The 20,504-nt window shown below is 68.6% G+C and carries 17 protein-coding genes; 5 read left to right on the top strand and 12 right to left on the bottom strand.

Features of this window, described 5'->3' with window-relative positions; translation table 11 throughout:
• Nucleotides 1-5 precede the first annotated feature (5 nt).
• Both BAMB_RS18390 and BAMB_RS18385 read right to left on the bottom strand, forming a co-directional pair.
• Entirely contained in the window at nucleotides 6-770 is a 765-nt protein-coding gene (locus BAMB_RS18390; protein ID WP_011658672.1) for a fumarylacetoacetate hydrolase family protein, read from the bottom strand.
• On the bottom strand, nucleotides 767-1,456 hold the full coding sequence (locus BAMB_RS18385) for a fumarylacetoacetate hydrolase family protein (RefSeq protein WP_011658671.1): 690 nt from the start codon (nucleotides 1,454-1,456) through the stop codon (nucleotides 767-769). The genes BAMB_RS18390 and BAMB_RS18385 overlap by 4 nt, the downstream gene beginning before the upstream one ends.
• Nucleotides 1,457-1,608: 152 nt before the next feature.
• Here BAMB_RS18385 and hpaR point away from each other — a divergent pair, with 152 nt between their 5' ends.
• The gene (hpaR, locus tag BAMB_RS18380; protein ID WP_006754041.1) at nucleotides 1,609-2,049 is read left to right on the top strand and encodes a homoprotocatechuate degradation operon regulator HpaR; all 441 of its coding nucleotides are present in this window, start codon (nucleotides 1,609-1,611) and stop codon (nucleotides 2,047-2,049) included.
• A 70-nt stretch (nucleotides 2,050-2,119) separates the two neighbouring features.
• Here hpaR and BAMB_RS18375 read toward each other — a convergent pair whose 3' ends face one another.
• A complete protein-coding gene (locus tag BAMB_RS18375; protein ID WP_011658669.1) occupies nucleotides 2,120-3,331 on the bottom strand; it encodes an SDR family oxidoreductase in 1,212 nt (403 codons plus the stop codon).
• A gap of 637 nt (nucleotides 3,332-3,968) precedes the next feature.
• Between BAMB_RS18375 and BAMB_RS18370 the strand changes: the two genes are divergently transcribed.
• Together BAMB_RS18370 and BAMB_RS18365 are read left to right on the top strand one after the other, a co-directional pair.
• Complete coding sequence (locus tag BAMB_RS18370) at nucleotides 3,969-4,316, top strand: DUF3564 family protein (RefSeq protein ID WP_011658668.1); 348 nt, start codon at nucleotides 3,969-3,971, stop codon at nucleotides 4,314-4,316.
• Nucleotides 4,317-4,657: 341 nt separating this feature from the next.
• On the top strand, nucleotides 4,658-6,550 hold the full coding sequence (locus BAMB_RS18365) for a peptidoglycan D,D-transpeptidase FtsI family protein (protein ID WP_011658667.1): 1,893 nt from the start codon (nucleotides 4,658-4,660) through the stop codon (nucleotides 6,548-6,550).
• 332 nt (nucleotides 6,551-6,882) lie between these two features.
• Here BAMB_RS18365 and BAMB_RS18360 read toward each other — a convergent pair whose 3' ends face one another.
• The 5 genes from BAMB_RS18360 to BAMB_RS18340 form a co-directional block, all read right to left on the bottom strand.
• Entirely contained in the window at nucleotides 6,883-8,598 is a 1,716-nt protein-coding gene (locus BAMB_RS18360) for a cation:proton antiporter domain-containing protein (RefSeq protein WP_011658666.1), read from the bottom strand.
• Between the two features lie 217 nt (nucleotides 8,599-8,815).
• Nucleotides 8,816-10,249 (bottom strand): cytochrome c, encoded by a 1,434-nt coding sequence (locus BAMB_RS18355; RefSeq protein WP_011658665.1) that lies wholly within the window; start codon nucleotides 10,247-10,249, stop codon nucleotides 8,816-8,818.
• The gene (locus BAMB_RS18350) at nucleotides 10,246-12,024 is read right to left on the bottom strand and encodes a GMC family oxidoreductase (protein WP_011658664.1); all 1,779 of its coding nucleotides are present in this window, start codon (nucleotides 12,022-12,024) and stop codon (nucleotides 10,246-10,248) included. Before BAMB_RS18350 ends, BAMB_RS18355 begins: the two co-directional genes overlap by 4 nt.
• Nucleotides 12,024-12,755 carry a gluconate 2-dehydrogenase subunit 3 family protein gene (locus BAMB_RS18345; RefSeq protein WP_041491446.1) on the bottom strand — a complete coding sequence of 244 codons (732 nt, stop codon included), beginning with the start codon at nucleotides 12,753-12,755 and terminating at the stop codon, nucleotides 12,024-12,026. Before BAMB_RS18345 ends, BAMB_RS18350 begins: the two co-directional genes overlap by 1 nt.
• A 641-nt stretch (nucleotides 12,756-13,396) precedes the next feature.
• Nucleotides 13,397-13,813, bottom strand: coding sequence for a DUF3995 domain-containing protein (locus BAMB_RS18340; RefSeq protein WP_011658662.1), 417 nt, complete (start codon nucleotides 13,811-13,813; stop codon nucleotides 13,397-13,399).
• Nucleotides 13,814-14,179: 366 nt separating this feature from the next.
• Between BAMB_RS18340 and ald the strand changes: the two genes are divergently transcribed.
• Entirely contained in the window at nucleotides 14,180-15,295 is a 1,116-nt protein-coding gene (gene ald / locus BAMB_RS18335) for an alanine dehydrogenase (protein WP_011658661.1), read from the top strand.
• Nucleotides 15,296-15,308: 13 nt separating this feature from the next.
• Here the strand turns inward: ald and polX are convergent, their stop codons facing one another.
• Both polX and BAMB_RS18325 read right to left on the bottom strand, forming a co-directional pair.
• Nucleotides 15,309-17,087: a DNA polymerase/3'-5' exonuclease PolX gene (gene polX, locus BAMB_RS18330; RefSeq protein WP_011658660.1), complete on the bottom strand. Its 1,779-nt coding sequence runs from the start codon at nucleotides 17,085-17,087 to the stop codon at nucleotides 15,309-15,311.
• A 167-nt stretch (nucleotides 17,088-17,254) separates the two neighbouring features.
• Nucleotides 17,255-17,647 (bottom strand): TraR/DksA family transcriptional regulator, encoded by a 393-nt coding sequence (locus tag BAMB_RS18325; RefSeq protein ID WP_006753534.1) that lies wholly within the window; start codon nucleotides 17,645-17,647, stop codon nucleotides 17,255-17,257.
• A gap of 344 nt (nucleotides 17,648-17,991) precedes the next feature.
• Between BAMB_RS18325 and BAMB_RS18320 the strand changes: the two genes are divergently transcribed.
• The gene (locus BAMB_RS18320; protein WP_041491641.1) at nucleotides 17,992-18,177 is read left to right on the top strand and encodes a hypothetical protein; all 186 of its coding nucleotides are present in this window, start codon (nucleotides 17,992-17,994) and stop codon (nucleotides 18,175-18,177) included.
• A gap of 93 nt (nucleotides 18,178-18,270) precedes the next feature.
• Here the strand turns inward: BAMB_RS18320 and BAMB_RS18315 are convergent, their stop codons facing one another.
• Both BAMB_RS18315 and BAMB_RS18310 read right to left on the bottom strand, forming a co-directional pair.
• The gene (locus BAMB_RS18315) at nucleotides 18,271-19,659 is read right to left on the bottom strand and encodes an undecaprenyl-phosphate glucose phosphotransferase (protein ID WP_011658659.1); all 1,389 of its coding nucleotides are present in this window, start codon (nucleotides 19,657-19,659) and stop codon (nucleotides 18,271-18,273) included.
• Nucleotides 19,660-19,691: 32 nt separating this feature from the next.
• Nucleotides 19,692-20,474 (bottom strand): Crp/Fnr family transcriptional regulator, encoded by a 783-nt coding sequence (locus BAMB_RS18310; RefSeq protein WP_011658658.1) that lies wholly within the window; start codon nucleotides 20,472-20,474, stop codon nucleotides 19,692-19,694.
• Nucleotides 20,475-20,504 lie beyond the last annotated feature (30 nt).

Genomic DNA, 20,504 nt, shown 5'->3' with positions numbered 1-20,504 from the left:
CGGGCTCAGCCGGCGCGATAGTAGTCTGCTTCGCCGACGATCGTGTTCACGAGCCGGCCGATCCCTTCGATTTCGGTCACGACCTCGTCGCCCGGCTGCGTGTCCGCGAGCCCTTCCGGCGTGCCGGTCAGGATCAGGTCGCCCGGCGAGAGCGTCATGAAGCCGCTGATGTGCTCGATCAACGCGGGCACGTCGAAAATCATGTCGCGCGTGCTGCCGCGCTGCGTCTCCCGACCGTTGACCGTCGTGCGCAGCATCAGGTCGCCCGCATCGCCGATCTCGTCGCGGCTGACGAACCATGGCCCGAGCGGCGTGCAGGTGTCGCGGTTCTTCACGCGCAGGTTCGGGCGGTAGTAATTCTCGAGATAGTCGCGGATCGCATAGTCGTTCGCGACCGTGTAGCCGGCGACGTGGTCGATCGCCTGCGCACGGCTCACGTTGCGCGCCGGACGGCCAATCACGACGGCCAGCTCGCACTCGTAGTGCATGTGCGTCGCATCGGTCGGGCGCACGGTGCGCGACCGGTGGCCGATGAACGTGTTCGGCCCTTTCAGGAAGATCAGCGGCTCGCTCGGCGCGTTGAACGCGAGTTCCTTCGCGTGGTCCGCGTAGTTCAGACCGAGCGCGAACGTCGTGCGCGGCGCAACGGGCGGCAGCCACGTCACGTCGTGCTCGGCCAGCACGCGCCCCGTGTCGAGGCGGATCGCGCCGCCGCCGGCCGGCTCGGCCGCATGCAGTGCGCCGTTGTAGATCACGCGTGCCGTCTTCATCGTGCGTCCTCCGCAATCAGCGTATGCCGCAACGTGCCGATGCCGGCGGCCGTAATCTCGATCGTGCTACCCGCGCGGGCGCGCGGTGCGCCGCCCGTGACCCCGAGCAGCAGCACGTCGCCCGCGTCGAACGACATGAAGGCCGTCACGTCGGCGATCAGTTCGCGCACCGGGCGAATCAGCGTGGCCGTCGAAGCGGACACCGCGGTGGCGCCGTCGATCCGCACGGTCAGGCCAATCGCGTCGACGTCGGCAAGCGCCGCCGCCGGCACGATCACGGGACCCAGCGGGCAAAAGCCGTCGCGGCACTTGAAGCGCACGGCGGGACGGTAGTAATCGGGATGCGGCACCGACACGTCGCTCGCAAGCGTGAAACCGTGCACGTAGTCGAGCGCCTGCGCGGCCGGCACGCGCGTCGCGCGCCGCGAGAACACGACGGCCACCGACGCGCCGATCTCCAGCGCATCGACGCCGGCCGGCACCACGACGGCCGCGCCGTCCGCTGCGTGCGTGTTGGCCGGCTTGATATATAGGATCGGCGCCTGGGGCGGGCGGCGGTAGGGCGGCGCGTGCACGGCGTCGCCGAGCGCGTCGAATGCCGCGCGCTCGTTGAGCAGCGCGCCGTAGACGGTACCGATGGCGACCGGCAGCGGCGGCGCCGCGGCGGTCCTGCAAGACAGCTCCATGCGTCATTCCCCTGCCGCGCGTCGCGGCGCATCATCAATACTTAACATCTTAAGTAAACAATCGTGCGCTGACAACCTCGATTACCCTGATTCACGAAATTCGTCACCATCGGCTGTTAAGATTGATGCGTCCCCGTCCATTCCCCACCCCGATGAACCGTACGCTCGACCATCGCAACCTGGCCATGCTGCTGCTCGAGGCCCGCGAAACGCTGATGGGCCTGTTCCGCCCCATTCTCAAGGAATTCGCGCTGACCGAACAGCAATGGCGGATCATCCGCGTGCTCGACGGCGAGCCGGCGCATGCGCTCGAAGCGGGACAGATCGCGCGCCGCTGCTGCATCCTGAGCCCGAGTCTGACGGGCGTGCTGGAACGGATGGAACGCGACGGCCTGATTACGCGCACGCGCGCGCAGGAGGATCAGCGCCGGCTGCTGGTGAGCCTGACGCCGCAAAGCAGGAAACTGGTGACCGAAATCGGTCCGCGCATCGACGAGCAGTACCGTCAGCTCGAAGCGCGTTTCGGCCAGGACGGCCTCGACGACGTCTACCGTGCGCTCGATCGGCTGATCGAGCTCGGCAACGCGTCGTAGCGCCTGCCGTCACCGGGCCGCCGCGAGCGGCGGCGAACCTGAACCGGCAGGCCCGGCGTCGCGCGGGCGGTCAGTGCAACGCGCCGCGCATCAGCTCGGTCACCGCGACGCCGCGCGACGTGCGCATGCATTCCTCGACGTAATCGATGAACGGCAGCGGCTCGAAATCGATTTCGTCGCGCACGCGGCGGTTGTCGAATACGCGATCGACCGTCGCGAATTCCGCGCAACGCTGCAACGCCCGGCCGATCACGCGCTCGAGCGCCGGATCGGACCGCCCGAGCACGTCACGCACCACGAGCGGCAGTTCGGCCGGCGCGCAAGCGGCGTAGCGCGGCGCGCCCGTCATGCCCGCCGCTTCGTCCATCGCGCGCACGATCTGCGCGACCTGCGGCGCGTCGTCGCCGGCCGACACGTGGTACACGTCGTGCATCAGCGTCGGTTTCACGGCCAGCAGCATCGTCGCACGCGCGACGTCGTCGACCGACACGATGTCGATGCGCGTCATCGGCCGCGCGGTGAAGCGGCGCGCCGCATGCGCGACGCGGAACATCCAGAACGAATTCGGCGCGGGACGCGTGCCGAGCACCGTGTGACCGACGACGTGCGACGGACGCACGACGACCAGCGGCAGCCCGAGTTCGCGCAGGCGCTGTTCCGTTTGCGCCTTCGCGTGCAGGTAGTCCGCCGCAAGCACCGCGCCGGGCAGCCCGTCGCCGCCCTGCACCGCGCCACTCGCCGCCAGGCCCGTCGCGTCCTCATGCACGATCCCGCCGCGGCCCGCATGCGCATACGCGGTGCCGACATACACGAAGCGCTGCAGCCGCGGCGTGTGTGCGAAGCGAGCGGCGAAGCCCAGCGAGTCGGCGATGTCCGCCTGCAGGTGCGCGCCGTCGGCCGGCGACGCATGGCCCGCGCAGTGGATCACGTGCGTCGCGCCGGCAAGACGCGGTGCGTCGGCGCCCTGCCAGACGTCGCCGAGCGCACCGACGACCACGTTCGCGTCGCCCAGACGCGACGCCCAGTACGGCGCGAGCCCCGCGCGCAGCGCCGCTTCGCGCAGACGCGCGACCGCATGGCCGCGATTCTCGGCGCGCACGACGCACACGATCCGTTCGAGCAATCCTGCGTTGACGAGCGCCGTCAGCACGGTGCTGCCGATGAAGCCGGTGGCGCCGGTGAGCACCAGGTGTCCGACGTTGGCCGCCGCGACCGGTGCGCTGGCCGGCGACACGAGGCTCGTGCGCCAGTTGAGCGACAACGCGGTTTTCCAGATCAGCACGATAGTCTCCTTCGAAGAGTCGGCCGGACAGCGCGGCTGCCCCGGATGGCGAGGTCGCCTGCGGCGCTCGGCCGGGCCGGGGCCGACGCTCGCCCCGGCGGTCCCGATCACGCTGCGGCCCGCGATCGGGTCGATCGCGTCTCGGCAGCTCACCACGGACGGGCGTCCACGGCGCAGGATCGGGACACTCGCAGTGTGGGGCCCGATCGCCCGCAAGTCTGTCCCGAAAGTTTCGTGAAAGTGTGTGGATTTGTACGCGAATGTCGGAGTGTGTCGTGCCGGATGGCTGCCGGATCGTTCAAACGTCCGGTCGGTCCGGCAGTCGCGGCGCGGGCGCGACCGGTTGGCGGGGCCGCCCGTCGGCCTTCTCTTCGGCGCGCGGCCTCGACCGGGACTTCCCCCAAGTCATCGCATGTCCGCGGTAAGCCGTCGGCCGGTCACGGCGCGCGGTTCACGCTGCCGCCCCCTGTACGCGCGACGTCGGATCCCGACGAATCGTCAGACGTCGTTCCATCTGCAAACGCCAATAAAATTAATCGGGATTTATTGAGGATTATCACTTGCGTTTCACCACAGTCTATCTAGACTGGTCAAACCCAAACGGTCAAATGTGTCTTTTTCTTCAGGAGACGATCCAATGCGCCTCACTATTCGCATTAATGGCAGCGAATCGGCAACCCGACACGCGTTCGCAGTGCTGTGGGTCGATACCGACGAGGGGCTGTGGTCGCGCGAGGCACACCAGGGCATCGATCTTCCGACCTGGGGCAAGGTTCGGGACGTGGAGGGTGCCATGGCCCTCTGCCCGGCGGACGGCGGGAAGGCCGTGTGCCAGTTGAAGGGCCTGTCTTCCAGTGCGACGCAGCGCGAGCAGGGGCCGGCGGTGCTCGCCGGCGACCACCCCGCGGGCGCGTGGCGCCTGCAGGCGGTCGACCGCTCCAAGGTGGACTCGGAAAACCACGAATTTACTTCCGTCGCGCGCTAGGTATTTCCGACGGCATTCCTCAGCGGTTTTCGGGTTTATTCCGGTTTCCGCGATATTCATTTCGATATTCATAAATAAAATCGCCTCGCTTCGAGGCGATTTTTATTTTGTCGTCTCGAAATTAATCGGGGTCGGATAATCGAAACGAGTGCTGCGGATTTTCCCCGGGGCGCCGCGCCGCCCCCTCCCAGCCTTCCTCCGCTTTTCTCCCTCCCCCGCTCCCGCCGCGCCCTCTTTTACGGGGCCGAAACATACTTTCCCCACACAATGTTTACTCCTTTATTACAATCGCATTATTCAGACTGACTTGCCGCCGTCCGGCGGCCCGACCTGGCCCTTGCATGAGCGTGAAAAAGAAGACCCACCCCGCCGATCCGTACGCCGCCGCGACCAAGCATCCGATGCTCGCGTCGCGCCTGCCGATGTGGCGCTCGAAACTGGTCGTGATCATGGTGTCCCTCGGATTCGCCGCGCTGATCGGACGCGCGTTCTGGGTGCAGGTCGCGAACCAGGATTTCTATGTCGGGCAAGGCCAGAAGCGCTACCAGCGCACGATCGAGCTCGACGCGATGCGCGGCCGCATCGTCGATCGCAACGGCGCGATGCTCGCGGTCAGCCTGTCGACCTATGAAATCTGGGCGAACCCGAAACAGGTCGCCGAAATCGACTATCCGCAGCTCGCGAAGCTGCTCGACATGCCGCTCGCGGAAATAAAACGCCGCCTGCGCAACGACCGTACGTTCGTGCTGCTGAAGCGGCAGGTCGACGCCGATACCGCGGGCCGGCTCGACAAGCTCGCGATCGACGGCATCACGCAGATCGCCGATTCGAAGCGCTTCTATCCGGAAGGCGAGTCGGCCGCGCACGTGGTCGGCTTCACCAACGTCGAGGACAAGGGCCAGGAAGGCGTCGAACTCGCGGCGAATGCGCGGCTGTCGGGGACGTCCGGACAGCGCGAGGTGATCCGCGACCGGCTCGGGCGCATCGTGTCCGACACGCGCCCGCTCGTGCCCGCGCAGCACGGCGCGACGATCGAACTGACGATCGACCGGCGCATCCAGCAGCTCGCGTTCAGCCAGCTCAAGGCCGCGGTGCTCGAGAACAATGCGGTGGCCGGCAGCGTCGTCGTGCTCGACGCGCAGAACGGCGAAATCCTCGCGCTCTCGAACTACCCGACCTTCGATCCGAACGATCGCTTCCGGCTGACCGGCCAGCAGTTGCGCAACCGCGCGGTGATCGACACGTTCGAGCCCGGCTCGACGATCAAGCCGCTCGTCGTCGCGCTGTCGATCGACGAGCGCAAGGTCACGCCGAACACGATCATCAACACGTCGCCGGGCACCTACAAGATCGGCCCGGCCGTGATCCACGACACGTCGAACCACGGCTCGCTGACCGTGTCGGAGGCGCTGCAGAAGTCGAGCAACGTCGCGCTCGCCAAGCTGGCGCTGAACCTGCCCGCTGAAACGATCTGGAACAAGTATCAGGAATACGGGATCGGCCGCGCGCCGGAGCTGACGTTCCCGGGCGTCGCGTCGGGCCGCCTGCGCGGCTACAAGCGCTGGCGGCCGATCGAGCAGGCGACGATGGCGTACGGCTACGGGCTGTCGATGTCGCTGCTGCAGATCGCGCAGACCTACACCGCCTATGCGGGCGACGGCACGCTGCACCCGGTGTCGCTGCTGAAGAGCGGCACCGACCCGCTGACGATGGATTCCCGTCGCGGGCACCGCGTGACGTCGCCGCAAACCGCGGCGGCGATCCGCGCGATGCTCGAGTCGGCGGTCGGCGAAGGCGGCACGGGGCGCCGCGCACGGGTCGACGGCTACCGGATCGGCGGCAAGACGGGCACGGCGCGCAAGCAGGTCGGCGCGACCTATGCGAAGGGCAAGTACCGCGCACTGTTCGCGGGGATGGCGCCGATGAGCAACCCGCGCCTGATCGTCGCGGTGATGATCGACGAGCCGCGCGGCAAGGGCTACTACGGCGGCACGGTGGCCGGCCCGGTGTTCTCGTCGGTCACGAGCGGCGCGCTGCAGTTGCTCGGCGTGCCGCCCGATGCACCGGTCGAGCCGACGCCGAACGCGCCGGCCAGGGGCGCGGCCCCGCAGAAGCCGGGCGCGGCACCGAAGGCTGCGGCGCAGCCGAAGACGGCGGCCGCGCAGAAGGCGGCGACGTCGGTGAAGACGGCCGCGCAATCCGGCGCGACCGTACAGGCGAAGGCGGCGGGCTGAAACCCGCCGTGTAAGACCGGGCGCGGCGGCGGGCGAATGCGTCGGCTATTCGTCGCGTCGAATGCCGCTCACGCGCTCTGTCGCCGTCCCGCCGACCGGCGCGATCCCGACGGCCGGCGCAATCCCGACAGCCGGCGCAATCCCGACACCCGGCGCAATCCCGACACCCGGCGCAATCCCGACACCCGGCGCAATCCCGACACCCGGCGCGATTGCGACAGCCGGCGCAATCCCGACAACCGGCGCAGTCCCGACAGCCGGCGCAATCCCGCTACCCGCGCGAACGCGGCCGCGCGTGCGACAGGCCCGTCGAATACGCGCATGCGCAACCGTCAATGCGCAGCCGCCACCGGCTTCACCATCCGCCCGAGCACATGCTCGGTCATCCCGCGCGCGAGTTCGCTCTCGCCCATGAACACGGTGCCGACGCCCTCGCTCGCCAGCAAGTCGGCCTCGTCGCCGCTGTTCGTGCACAGCACGACCTCCAGCGTCGGGTTCAGCGTGCGCGAGATCTCGACGATCTGCCGCACGTCGAACACGTCCGGCAGCGTGACGACCAGCATCCCCGCACGCGCGATATGCGCCTGCACGAGCACGACCGGCTCGATCGCGTCGCCCGACACGGCCGCGACGCCGTCCGCGCGCAGCTTCTCGACGAGCTCGCGGTTCTGCTCGACGACGACATAGGCGATCCCGCGCTCGTCCAGCGCATGCGCGATGCGCGTGCCGACCTTGCCGTAGCCGACGATCACGACCTGACCGGTCAGGTGCGTCTGCGGCGTCGACATCGGCAGCGCGGCGAGCGGATCGTCGCGCGCCTCGAGCTTGCGCGCGAACGCCGAATGCTTGCGAATCCAGGCGAGCGCCGGATCGATCATCGCGAACAGCAGCGTGTTCATCGCGATCGAGATCAGCGCGACCGCGAGAATCAGGCTCTGCCCCTCGGCCGACAGCAAACCGAGCGCCCGGCCGAGGCCCGCGAGGATGAACGAGAACTCGCCGATCTGCGCGAGGCCCGCGCCGACCGTCAGCGCGGTGTTCAGCGGATAACGGAACGCAATCACGAGCGCGACCGCCGCGAGCGTCTTGCCGATCAGCACGATCGCCGCGACCTCGATCACGTGCAGCGGCTCGGTGAGCAGCACCGTCGGGTCGAACAGCATCCCGACCGAAATGAAGAACAGCACCGAGAACGCGTCGCGCAGCGGCAGCGTCTCGTCGGCCGCGCGCCGGCTGAACTCCGACTCGCGCATCATCATCCCGGCGAAAAACGCGCCGAGCGCGAACGACACGTCGAACAGCTTCGCCGCGCCGAACGCGATGCCGACCGCTGCCGCGATCATGCACAGCGTGAACAGCTCGCGCGAACCGGTACGCGCGACGAGCCACAGGATGCGCGGGAACACGCGCTTGCCGACCACCAGCATCAGCACGATGAACGCAGCGACCTTCAGCATCGTGACGCCGAGCGTGCCCCACACGCTGCCGCCGGCCGCGTGCGCGTCGCCGGGCGGCGTGCCGCCGAGCAACCCCGCGACGGGCGGCAGCAGCACGAGCACGAGCACCATCACGAGATCCTCGACGACGAGCCAGCCCACCGCGATGCGCCCGTTGACCGTCTCGACGAGCCCGCGCCCTTCGAGTGCGCGCAACAGCACGACCGTGCTCGCGACCGACAGCGCGAGCCCGAACACGAGCGCCGCGCCGAGGCTCCAGCCCCACGTGAGCGCAAGCCCGCCGCCGAGCAGCGTCGCGACGGTAATCTGGACGACGGCCCCTGGCAGCGCGATCTTGCGCACCGCGAGCAGATCGCCGAGCGAGAAATGCAGGCCGACGCCGAACATCAGCAGCATCACGCCGACTTCGGCAAGCTGCTGCGCGAGCGACAGGTCGCCGACGAAACCGGGCGTGCCGGGGCCGATCACGATACCGGCGAGCAGATAGCCGACGAGCGGCGGCATTTTCAGCAGCGACGCGAGGTAACCGAAGATCATCGCGAGACCGAAACCGGCCGCGAGCAACGCAATCAGGCTGACGTCATGAGGCATCCCCCCTCCCAGGCTCTTGTAACGATTTAGTAAGGTTCAAGAGGCAAAGGATAAGGGATGAGGCGGAAGAATGGCGCGCCGCCGCGAAATTTTCACGCGGCGGCGCGCCACTGCGGGGGTACTACCCCGGTCGGAAGGAACGTGTCACGCGCGCCGGCCGGCGCCGCGAGTCCACGAGAGGCGCGATCGGGCGAGGCAGCCGCCCCGCCCCCCCGCGTCAGCGGGATGCCTGCGGGAACCGCGCGCCCGGCGGCGGCTCCGGTCGCGTCGACGGCACGCTCTTGCGCACCTTCGCGACCTGCGCGGCCGTGATCGCCGCACCCGTATTGCCCCAGCTCGTGCGCACGAAGTTCGACACGTCCGCGACTTCCTGGTCCGACAGGCGCCAGCCGAACGGCGGCATCGTGAAGGTCGACGGCGCGGTGCGCGTGCCCGCGAGCGCGCTGCCTTCCAACACGACGTGGATCAGCGACGTCGGATCCTCGCCCTGCACGACCGGGTTGCCGGCGAGCGCCGGGAACACACGCGTGTAGCCGTGGCCGTCGCTGCGGTGGCAGGCCATGCAGTTGTCGCGATAGACGGCCGCGCCCGGCTTGCTCGCGTCGCCGCCCTGCAGCGCCTTCGCGGCGGCCGCGTCGTACACGTGCGGCTGCTCGCCCTGCACGCGCGGCGGCAGCGTCTTCAGGTAGCGTGCGATCGCGGTCAGGTCGTCGTCGGTCATGTGCTGCATGCTGTGGGCGACCACGTCCGTCATCCCGCCGAACGCGGCCGTGCGCAGCGTGCGGCCGGTCTTCAGGAACTGCACGATCTCGGTTTCGGTCCACGCGCCGAGCCCGGTGCGCGGCTCGCCGCGCAGGCTCGTCGGCACCCAGCCGTCGATCGCCGCGCCGCCGGCCAGGAAGTCGAGGCCGCCCGCATCGGTCAGCGCGCGCTCCTGCATCGTCACCGCGCGCGGCGTGTGGCACGCGCCGCAATGGCCGAGCCCCTCCACCAGATACGCGCCGCGCGCGATCACAGGATTGGTATACGGCGTCGCATCGAACGGCTTCGGCGTCGGCGCGAACAGCTTGCGCCAGAACGTCAGCGGCCAGCGCATCGACAGCGGCCACACGATGTCGACCGCGCGGTTCTCGCGCTCGACCGGCGCCACGCCGTGCATGAAGTACGCGTAGAGCGCCTTCACGTCGTCGTCGTTCAGACGCGCGTAGGACGGGAACGGCATCGCCGGATACATCGTGTCGCCGTTCTTGCGGACGCCCTCGCGCACCGCGCGGGTGAAGTCCTCGAGCGTCCAGCCGCCGAGGCCCGTCTTCGGATCCGGCGTGATGTTGGTCGAATAGATCGCGCCGATCGGCGTGTCGAACTTCAGGCCGCCCGCGAACGGCTTGCCGCCGCTCGCCGTGTGGCACGCGATACAGTCGCCCGCGCGGGCCAGGTATTCGCCACGCTTGACGAGGGCCGCGTCGGCCGACTGTGCGGTCGGTGCGGCTGCTGGGCCTGAAGCCGCCGCCGGCGCCGCCGGTTGCGCGAAGGCCGACCCGCCGGCGAGACCGAGCGCCGCCCACGCCGTGCCGATCGCCAGTGCGCGCCGCAGCGGGGACATGCGGCGCGCGGCGTGGTGGTGGTTGGGATGGTTCACTGTCCTCTTCATACGGTCACCAGGGGGGCGGGATTTTTCAGGTATTGCTCGCGGATCGCGCGTGCCGACCAGTAGGCCAGCGCGGCGATGATCCCGGTCGGGTTGTAGCCGATGCCCTGCGGCAGCGCCGACGCGCCCATCACGAACACGTTGTGCACGTCCCAGCACTGCAGGTAGCGGTTCAGCACGCTCGTCTTCGGATCGGTGCCCATGATCGCGCCGCCGACCAGGTGAGTCGTCTGGTACGCGCGCGAATCGAAATGCTTGCCGAACTCGCGCGTCGACACGCCGATCGCCTTCGGCCCCATCGCTTCCGCGATCTTCTTCATCTGCCCGGTCACGTACTGCGCCATCCTGATGTCGTTGTCCTTCCAGTCGAAGGTCATCCGCAACAGCGGCTGGCCGTACGAATCGCGATAGGTCGGATCGAGGTCGAGATACACGTCGCGGTACGACATGTTCGTGCCGTGCGCGTCCATCGAGATCGTGTGCGCGTAGTTGTCCTTGACCGCCTTCTTCCACGCCGAGCCCCACTGCGGCGTGCCGGGCGGCGTCGCGATGCCGCTGATCGGCTTCACGCCGGCCTGGTTCACCCACAGCGGCGAGCCGCCGACGAAGCCGAGCGGGCCGTGGTCGAAGTTGTCCGCGTTGAAGTCGTCCACCGCGACGCCGTTGCCGCCCGCGCCGATGAACGGGTTCGTGTAGGTGTCCTTGTCGAAGAACGCCTTGATCGTCGACAGGTTCTGGTACGCGAAATTGCGGCCAACGACGCCTTCGCCCGAGATCGGGTCGTACGGCTTGCCGATGCCCGACAGCAGCAGCAGGTGCACGTTGTGATACTGGAACGCGGCGACGATCACGAGATCGGCCGGCTGATGCACTTCACGGCCGGCCGGGTCGACGTAGGTGACGCCCGTCGCGCGCTTCTTCGTGTCGTCCAGGTCCACGCGCAGCACGTGGCACTTCGAGCGCAATTCGAAGTTCGGCACCTGCTTGAGCGCGGGCAGGATGTTCAGGTTCGGCGACGCCTTCGAGTACATGTAGCACGCGTAGCCGCTGCAGTAGCCGCAGAAGTTGCACGGCCCCATCTGCACGCCGTACGGGTTCGTGTACGGCCCCGACGTGTTCGCCGACGGCAGCCGGTACGGATGCAGCCCGAGCGATTTCGCCGCGTCGGAGAAGCGCTGCGCCGAATAGGTGTTGAGCTGCGCGGGCAGCGGGAAGTTGTCGCTGCGGTTCGCCTCGAACACGTTGCCGTCGCCGACCACCTTGCCGCCGACCTTGTACGCCTGCCCCGACGTGCCGAACACCTTCTCCGCGAAGTCGAAATACGGCTCGAGCTCGTCGTAGCTGACGCCCGTGTCCTGGATCGTCATGCCTTCGGGGATGAACTTCTTGCCGTAGCGCTCTTCGTAGTGGCTGCGCAGGCGCAGCTCCTCCGGCGTGATCCGGAAGTGCACGCCCGACCAGTGCAGCCCCGCGCCGCCGACGCCCTCGCCCGGCAGGAACGCGGCGAGCTGCCGGTACGGCAGTGCGGTGTCCTGCACGCCGTGGCGGATCGACACGGTCGTCTTCGACAGATCGAGGAACAGCTTCTTGCGAACGTTGTAGGTCAGCTCGTCGATCGTGTTCGGATACGCGCCGTCCGGATAGGTGTCGCGATACTCGCCGCGCTCGAGCGCGACGACGTTCAGGCCCGCTTCGGTCAGTTCCTTCGCGAGAATCGCGCCGGTCCAGCCGAAGCCGACAATCACCGCATCAACGTGCGGCTTCTTTTCCGCGGCCATCAGCTGCGCTCCCCGTTGATCGAAACCGGGCCGTACGGATACGGCTTACCGTTCTGGTTGACGAAATCCATGAAGTCGGCGCGCGCGCCCGGAAAACCGATCATCTTCCACGCGGCCATGTCGTGATTGCCGCCATGCACCGGATCGCAGAAGTAGCCTTCGCGCGTGTTCTGCAGCAACTGGCCGAAGAACACGGTGGACGGCACGTCGTCGATCTGCGCGCCGCCCTTCTCCAGTGCGCCGAGCACGGTGTCGCGGGTCGGTGCGTCGAGGTCGGCGAACGTCTTGCCGTGCGCCTTTTCGCAATAGCGGTTGACCGCCGCGATGCCGAGCCGGTAGATGTCGCGCGGCACGAGCTTCAGCTGATAGCCGAGTTCGGGCACGCCCTGCTGGAACGGCCCCTGCATGTACCACGTCGCGCCGTGCGCGTACGGGGTTTCCATCTGGCGGTCGATGAATTCGGGCGCGCCGGTTTCGAGCGCGCCGGGACCCTCGGCGTCGGCCGGGATCAGCCGATCGACGGCGGCCTGGACGAATGCCCACTCCTTCGCATCGAAGAAAGTCGGCTTGTACGGCGCGCGTTCGGCGCCGGCCGACGCGGCGGACGCATTGCCGGCCGTGGTCGCGGACGAGCGCAGGTCGCAACCGGCGACCGACGCGATCGGCACGAGCGCGACCGACGTGCGCAGGAAACGGCGGCGCGAATTGGGTTTGTCGGGTGGCGTGGACATGGTCGGATGTTGATCGTTGGGGAGCGTGGTTCGGGGACGCGCATTCCGCATGCGCCATGCCCGACCGGTAGCCATGCCGCACGCGGCCGGCGATCCTGTTTTTGCTGTATTGCAAACACTGTCGATGCGGGCGCCGGCCGCGCATTGGCGGGCGGCGCCGTCATGCAGCCGCGGGCGCGCCGGTTCGGGCGCGCCGCGCGGGTCGACCTCTTCGCGGGTCTTATCATCGGACAAATAACGGGCTTCTCACGTCATTTACCCGCCATCGCCATGGGCCTGGTTCAACTTAGACGCCGCGCCGGCCGACGGCAAGCGCAACGTGCACGACCCTCATTCCGGGCCCGGCAACGAGTGCCGCGAATTATAGATAGAACCGGTTCCATTGCCAAAGGGTTAGATGCAATTCATTGCATCGGAAATCGCAATAATTGAAAAATGCGGGAGTCGGGATATGCAAGAGCCGCAGCACGATCACGTCGTGGCATGCGGAGGGGTACCGGACGCAGGCGCGGGTTTCGCCCGCTCTGTGCAGGTCATTTTCAGGAATAACCCGCGCGCCCCGGTCGGTGCTTTCGTCGAAAGCCGCGACGTGCGTTACGGCTTCGCTCGCTGCAAGATGACCGCCCTGATCGGCCCGGCACTCACCACGGCCACAGCATCGATGCGATCGACAACGCGAGCGCCGCGCAAAGCGGCGAGTAACAGAGGCTGTCCATCCGCGCGAAACGCGACCCGCGGATCCGCTTGAAGAAGCCGACGTAGCGGAAATCGCCGATGGCGCGCACCGCGAAGATCAATGCGAGCGCAACGACCGCGAACGCGATCGCACCGGGATACAGGTTCGGCCACAGCCAGCCCGCGCGCGACGCCACCGCGCCTGCGCCGGCCAGCAACGCCGCCGCGATGGCAAGCGTGCCGGGTGCGCTCGGCCGCAGCAGCGGCACGCCGTCCTGTTCCGGAATGGCCGCACGCTTGCCGAGACTTCCGCCGAACGCCCAGTAGACGTGAACCAGTGCGATCGCGCAAAGCGTCGGCACGCTGAAATACGCGCTCGTCATGTCGGTCAGGCTCCTTGCTTCATCGTGTCGTTGTGTCGCGTGATCCAGCCGAATGGACTCCGGCACGCGGCCCCGCTCAGCGGCATACAAGACGATACCCAAACCCCGTGCCGCGCGCATTGCGACGTCCGGTCGCAATGCGCCACGCCGCGTGTTGCACTGCAGTGCGCGCACCGTCGCGGTTGGCCGCCTCTTGACTTCCCCCCGGGCACCACTACCCTTTTATTCCAATACGGCCATCGGACCGTGCATGCGCACGTCGTACACGGGCCGTTCGCCGGCACGCACGGTCGGACGATCGGACTATTGGACGATCGCAGCGCGCTCAGGCACGACAACAACGACGAATACCCAAGGAGACGACTCATGCTGATCGGTGTGCCGAAAGAGATCAAAAACCATGAATACCGCGTCGGCCTCACGCCGGCCGGCGCGCGCGAACTCACGCGGCATGGCCACCACGTGCTCGTGCAGCGCGGCGCGGGCACCGCGATCGGCCTGCTCGACGACGACTACACGGCCGCCGGCGCGGCGCTGTGCGACGACGCGCGCGAGCTCTTCGCGCGCGCCGACATGATCATCAAGGTCAAGGAACCGCAGGCCGCCGAATGCGCAATGCTGCGGCGCGGGCAGATTCTTTATACATACCTGCATCTCGCGCCCGATCCCGAGCAGGCTGCCGCGCTCGTGAAGTCCGGCGCGGTCTGCATCGCGTATGAAACCGTGACGGGCCCCGGCGGCGGGCTGCCGCTGCTCGCGCCGATGAGCGAAGTCGCGGGACGCATGTCGATCCAGGTCGCGGCGACGCACCTCGAAAGCCCGCGCGGCGGCCGCGGCGTGCTGATGGCCGGCGTGCCCGGCGTGCCGGCCGCGCACGTCGTGGTGCTCGGCGCGGGCGTGGTGGGCACCGGTGCGCTGCAGATGGCGGTCGGCCTCGGCGCACGCGTCACCGTGCTCGACACCAACGTGGGCCGGCTGCGCCAGCTCGACCTGATCTTCGCGAACCGGATCGCGACCGTCTGCTCGAACGCCCATACGATCGACGAAGCCGTGCGCGAAGCCGACGTCGTGATCGGCGCGGTGCTCGTGCCGGGCGCGTCGGCGCCGCGGCTCGTCACGCGCGACATGATCGCGACGATGCGCACGGGCGCCGTCGTCGTCGATGTCGCGATCGACCAGGGCGGCTGCTTCGAGACCTCGCACGCGACGACGCACGCGCAGCCGACCTTCGTCGTCGACGGCGTCGTGCACTATTGCGTCGCGAACATGCCGGGCGCGGTCGCGCGCACGTCGACGTTCGCGCTGAACAACGCGACGCTCGGCCACGCGCTCGCGCTCGCCGACAAAGGCTGGAAACGCGCGATGACCGACGACCCGCATCTGCGCGCGGGCCTGAATGTGTGCGACGGCCACGTCACGTACGAGGCCGTCGCGCTCGCGCTCGGCCTGCCTTACGTCCCGGCGGAAGACGTGCTGGCCTGAGCCCGGCGCGCCGTCACGCGCCCTTCGGGCGGTCGCGCTTCGACGCGCCGCTCGCGCTGCCCGCACCGCCCATCGTGCGCGCCAGCAGCGGCCGCAGTTGCGCGAGCGTGCGCGTGTTGAGCACGTCGTGCCGCGTGAGCCAGCCGCGCCGCGCGTGGCCGATACCGTAGTCGAGATTGTCGAAATCGTCCGCACAGCGGGCGTCCGAGCCGATCACTACCGCGACGCCGGCCTTCGCTGCCTCGCGGCACCACAGGTCCGGCAGATCGAGCCGCCGCGGGTCGCCGTCGAGTTCGACGAAGCAGCGGCGCGCGGCGGCTGCGGCGAGCACGCGCGGCACGTCGAGTTCGCAGGCGTCGCGTTCGCCGAGCAGCCGGCCGGTCGGATGCGCGAGGATCGTGAAATACGGATGATCGATCGCGCGCAGGATCCGCTCGGTCTGCCTGTCGCCCGGCAGGTCGAAGCCGTCGCGCACCGCGCCGACGACGAGGTCGAGCCGGCCGAGCACGTCGTCGGGCACATCGAGGCTGCCGTCCTCGCGAATGCCGGCCTCGACGCCCTTCAACAGCACGAAGTCGTCGAACGACGCGTTGAGGCGGTCGATCTCATCGATCTGCCGCACGAGCCAGTCGCAATCGGTACGGCCGCCGCCGGCGTCCGGCATGCGATCGGTGACGGCCAGATACGCGAGCCCGCGCGCGCGGGCCGCGTCCGCCATCGCACGCAGGCTGTCGCGCCCGGCCGACGCGTCGGTATGCGCGTGCAGATCGCCATGAAGATGCTTGCGCTCGACCAGCGCCGGCAGCGTGCCGGCGCGCGACGCGTCGATCTCGCCACGGCCCTCGCGCAATTCGGGCGGCACCCAGTGAAGGCCGATCGCCTCGTAGACGGAAGCCTCCGTCGCGCCCGCGATCCGCTCGTCGCCGCGGAACACGCCGTATTCGTTGATCTTCAGGCCGCCGGCCTGCGCGATCCGGCGCAGCGCGATGTTGTGCGCCTTCGATCCGGTGAAATAGACGAGCGCCGCGCCGAATGCGTCGGCGTCGACGACACGCAGGTCGACCTGCAGCCCGTTGCCGAGCATCACGCTCGAACGCGTCTTGCCGTTCGCGAGCACGCGCGCGACGTCGCCGCAGCTGACGAACGCGTCGGCCACCGCGGCCGCATCTTGTGCGCTCACGAGGATGTCGAGATCGCCAACCGTCTCGCGGCAGCGCCGAAAACTGCCGGCCGGCACCGCTTCGCCGACGCCGGCCACCTGGCGCAGCCGCTCCAGCATCGGCCGCAGCGATTGCGCGGCATCGGGCAGCAGGAAGCGCTGCGGTTCGCGCTGCAGGCGCTCGTCGATCGCGTCGAGCAGATGGGCTTCGGTCTTCGCGCCGAAGCCCGGCAGCGCGCGCACGTGCCCGCTCTTCGCTTCGGCGCGCAACTGCTCGAGCGAGTCGACGTGCAATGCATCATGCAGCGCCTTCACGCGTTTCGCGCCGAGCCCCGGCACGTCGAGCAGTTCGACGATCGCGCCCGGCAACGCATGGCGCAGCGTTTGCTGCAGTTCGCAGGTGCCGGTCGCGGCGATCTCGCGCAGCTTCGCCGCGAGATCGGCGCCGATCGATGGAATCTGGCCGAGATCGCTACCGTTCGCGATCATCGCCGGAATGTCGCGCCCGTACTCGGCAATCGTACGGGCCGCGTTGCGATAGGCGCGCACCCGGAACGGATTCGCGCCCTGGATCTCGAGCATGTCGGCGATTTCGGCGAATACGGCCGCGCACTCGGCATTGTGGATCGGCATGATCGGCGTGGCTCCCTTCCACGTGGATGGCGCCGTGCGCTGGCGCGCCGGCGCTTGCCCGCCCGGCGCCGCATGTCGACGGCGGCGGGCGCCCGTTGGTCATCCTGCGCCGGTTGCCCGTGTCGCGTCGCGCGGGGCGCGCTGCCGGCGCGGCCGCAGCGCCGACGTCAGAGCGATGCGCGTGGCGTCGTCGCGTAGCGACGCTCGTACACCGACTGGCAATGCGTGCAGCGCTCGGCGCTCGGCCGCGCGAGCAAACGCTCGTAGCCGACCGGCGCATCGCAGTCGATGCACTCGCCGTAGCTGCCGTCGCGCATGCGCTGCTGCGCGCGCCCGATCGCGCGCAACTCGGCCAGCTTCATGCCGATCAATGCGTGATCCATGTCGACGAACAGATCGGCATTCGCCTCGTCGCCCTCGTCCGGCGCCGCGCCGGCGAGTTCGGCATAGGACTCCGACGCGCGCTGGTCCTCGGTCGTCCGGATATCCGCCCGCAACGTCTGCTCGCTGTCGGTCAGCCGCCGCTGCAGCGTCTGCCGTTGTTCTCGGTCGAGCGCCATCGCCGTCTCTCCTTTTTCCGGGTTCCCGCGCAATGACGCATGCGGCGCGCGGTTGTCGCGCCGGTGCACGGCGGGCAGGCATGCGTCGCCCGTCGTGTCCGGATCCGCGCCCGGCCGCACGATGGGCCGGACGCATTCGACGCAGCATAAACCCAATGCACACGCATGTGTTGACCGGCGTCAGCGCCCGCACCGCGCGCACGAAAACCGGGGACGGACCTGAACACCCGCGCGAGCGCATTCGTCCGACGCAGCGGCCGTTGAGATCGATCAATCCCCTGTACAAAGTTGCGTCGTAGATTGAAAACATGCGCGGCGAATCCGCGGCTTTCCGGGAGAACGTCATGGTATTCGGCGTCGTCATCTGGGTGGCCCTTGCGGCCCTGTTCCCGACGATGGTCGTGCCGACGATTCAGCACGCCATCCAGCCGTCGAGCGCGCAAGCCGCGCCCGACGCTCAACCGACCGCTTCGCCTGCCGTCTTGCCCGCTGCCTTGCCGACGGGTGGACAACCGCCGGCGGATAGTTGAGCGCGGCTTCGGTTTAGGGTCCGCGGTTGCGGTTGCGGTGCACGTCTCATTGAGGCGGCATCCCTCACCCGTAATAGTTCGCAATCCTCTTCATCAGAACGCATTGCGTCCGACGAAGCCGCGCACGACCGTCATCAGGATGATCTTCATGTCGAACCAGAAGCTCCAGTTCTGCATGTAGAACAGGTCGAGCTTCACGCGGGCCGCCATCGCCTCGACCTTGCGCGTCTCGCCGCGATAGCCGTTCACCTGCGCCCATCCCGTGATCCCCGGCCGCACGCGATAGCGATACATGTAGCAGTCGATCAGTTGCCGATAGAAGTCGTCGTGTTCGATCGCATGCGGACGTGGGCCGACCACCGACATCTGGCCGGACAGCACGTTGAAGAACTGCGGCAGCTCGTCGAGCGACGTGCGCCGCAGGAACGCGCCGACCGGCGTGATGCGCGCGTCGTTGCGCGAGGCCTGCCGCACGACGCCCGGCTGCGCGCGATGCGCGCGCATCGTCCTGAACTTGAGGATATGGAACTCCCGCCCGTCGGCGCCCTTGCGGCGCTGCCGGAACAACACGGGCCCCGGCGACGACAGCTTCACCGCGATCGCCAGCACCGCGAGCAGCGGCAGCAGCGGAATCAGCACGGCGACCGCGAACAGCCGGTCGAACGCGAACTTCGCCCACAGTTCCGGCGCGGAACGCGGCGTGGTCGCGAGGTTGATCGCCGGCATGCCGAGCACATCGGTCGCCGAACGCTCGACGACCGCCATCTGCCGCACGTCCGGCAACAACCGCAGCTCGACGAACTCGTCGCGCAGTTCGCGCACGATGCGCCGAATGCGCGACTCGTGCGACATCGGCAGCGTGAGCCACACTTCGTCGATCTCGCCGGCGCGGATCATGCGCCGCAGCGCGACCCAGTCGTCGATCACCGGCACACCGCCAATCCCGTCCGCCGAGGCGGCCGGCGCATCGTCGTCGAACACGCAGGCCGCCGCGAACGGTCCGGCCGGCTCCATCTGCATGCGCTCGATCGCCACGCGTCCGTATGCGGTCGCGCCGACGATCGCGACGCGCCGCTGCCGCGCGCGCGCGTCACCGCGCTGCATCGCCAGCGCGCCTAGCGCCAGTCTGCCGAGCAGCAGCGCCGCGTCGCCGGACAACACCGTCCGCGCGATCCAGCGCGTCGTGACCGTCCCGCCACGATTCATGATCCACATCGTGCCGACCACCGTCAGCGCGCCCGCGCACACGACCGTAACCACCGTGCGCGTCAGCACGATCCCGCCGCCATGCGGCGACGCCCCACCGCGCGACAGGCGCACGGTGCGCGGCAACAGCGCGACCGTCAGCACGCACAGCAATGCAATCGCGCCGCGCTGCGCATCCGACAGATCACGCCACGCGAGCCCCATCGCGGCCTGCGCGGCGAGGGTTCCCGCCAGCACGAGCGCGACGTCGGCCGCTGCGACCGCGGCACGCCGCATCGCATTCGTTCCACCCGCCAGCGCATGCATCGTCACGCACCGTGCGCGGGGAATCCGCCGTGCATGTCCTGCATACGCTGCCGCACCGGCATCGAACGCGCGCCGGCTCGCGCGCCGAGCAGCCGGCGATAGTCCGCACGAATCAGCTCGTAGCACTCGCATGCCTGACGCTCGAGACCGTCGCGATCGAGCACGGTGATACGGCCGCGCCGCTGCCGGATCAGCCCGGCCTCCTGCAGATTGCCGGCCGCTTCCGTCACGCCTTCGCGACGCACGCCGAGCATGTTCGCGATCGTCTGCTGCGTGACGGCCAGTTCGTCGCCGTCGATCCGGTCGTGCGCGAGCAGCAGCCAGCGGCTCAATTGCTCGCTGACCGAGTGGTGCCGGTTGCACAGCGCGCTGCGCGACACCTGCGCCATGATCGCCTGACAGTAGTTCAGCAGCAGGCGGTACGTGTCCGGCGAACGTTCGAATTCCGAGCGCATGATGCAGGTCGGCACGCGATAGGCCATCCCGCCGATGCGGACTTCGATGCGGTTCGACACTGCGGTGCCGCCGAGCAGCGTCGCGAGGCCGACCGTGCCTTCGCGGCCGACCATCGCGACTTCGACCATCGCCCCGTCCTCCATCAGGTGCTGCACGGACATCATGGCGGTGGTCGGGAAATGCAGGTGGCGCATCGGCTCACCGACCCGGTCGAGCATGCCGGCCTTGATCCTGACCAGCTCGAGATGCGGTGCAATGGCACGGATGCTGTCCTCGGGGAGAGCGCCGAGAATGGCATTCGCCGAGTAGCTCGAGTAAAGATGAAGCATGGCTGTATCCCTTTTATCGTCCGCGCCGCA

The sequence above is a fragment of the Burkholderia ambifaria AMMD genome (genome assembly GCF_000203915.1).
Classification (GTDB): Bacteria; Pseudomonadota; Gammaproteobacteria; order Burkholderiales; family Burkholderiaceae; genus Burkholderia; species Burkholderia ambifaria.
Note: the sequence above shows the minus strand (reverse complement) of the source record. Positions and strands in the feature narration are given on the sequence as shown.

What these genes read in the sequence shown, in the direction of transcription:
- BAMB_RS18340 (WP_011658662.1), bottom strand. Translation starts at nt 13,813, where the DNA reads ATGACGAGCGCGTATTTCAGCGTGCCGACGCTTTGCGCGATCGCACTG.
- BAMB_RS18370 (WP_011658668.1), top strand. Translation starts at nt 3,969, where the DNA reads ATGCGCCTCACTATTCGCATTAATGGCAGCGAATCGGCAACCCGACAC.
- polX (WP_011658660.1), bottom strand. Translation starts at nt 17,087, where the DNA reads ATGCCGATCCACAATGCCGAGTGCGCGGCCGTATTCGCCGAAATCGCC.
- BAMB_RS18320 (WP_041491641.1), top strand. Translation starts at nt 17,992, where the DNA reads ATGGTATTCGGCGTCGTCATCTGGGTGGCCCTTGCGGCCCTGTTCCCG.
- BAMB_RS18325 (WP_006753534.1), bottom strand. Translation starts at nt 17,647, where the DNA reads ATGGCGCTCGACCGAGAACAACGGCAGACGCTGCAGCGGCGGCTGACC.
- BAMB_RS18355 (WP_011658665.1), bottom strand. Translation starts at nt 10,249, where the DNA reads ATGAAGAGGACAGTGAACCATCCCAACCACCACCACGCCGCGCGCCGC.
- BAMB_RS18390 (WP_011658672.1), bottom strand. Translation starts at nt 770, where the DNA reads ATGAAGACGGCACGCGTGATCTACAACGGCGCACTGCATGCGGCCGAG.
- BAMB_RS18315 (WP_011658659.1), bottom strand. Translation starts at nt 19,659, where the DNA reads ATGCGGCGTGCCGCGGTCGCAGCGGCCGACGTCGCGCTCGTGCTGGCG.
- BAMB_RS18360 (WP_011658666.1), bottom strand. Translation starts at nt 8,598, where the DNA reads ATGCCTCATGACGTCAGCCTGATTGCGTTGCTCGCGGCCGGTTTCGGT.
- hpaR (WP_006754041.1), top strand. Translation starts at nt 1,609, where the DNA reads ATGAACCGTACGCTCGACCATCGCAACCTGGCCATGCTGCTGCTCGAG.
- BAMB_RS18365 (WP_011658667.1), top strand. Translation starts at nt 4,658, where the DNA reads ATGAGCGTGAAAAAGAAGACCCACCCCGCCGATCCGTACGCCGCCGCG.
- BAMB_RS18350 (WP_011658664.1), bottom strand. Translation starts at nt 12,024, where the DNA reads ATGGCCGCGGAAAAGAAGCCGCACGTTGATGCGGTGATTGTCGGCTTC.
- BAMB_RS18385 (WP_011658671.1), bottom strand. Translation starts at nt 1,456, where the DNA reads ATGGAGCTGTCTTGCAGGACCGCCGCGGCGCCGCCGCTGCCGGTCGCC.
- ald (WP_011658661.1), top strand. Translation starts at nt 14,180, where the DNA reads ATGCTGATCGGTGTGCCGAAAGAGATCAAAAACCATGAATACCGCGTC.
- BAMB_RS18345 (WP_041491446.1), bottom strand. Translation starts at nt 12,755, where the DNA reads ATGTCCACGCCACCCGACAAACCCAATTCGCGCCGCCGTTTCCTGCGC.
- BAMB_RS18310 (WP_011658658.1), bottom strand. Translation starts at nt 20,474, where the DNA reads ATGCTTCATCTTTACTCGAGCTACTCGGCGAATGCCATTCTCGGCGCT.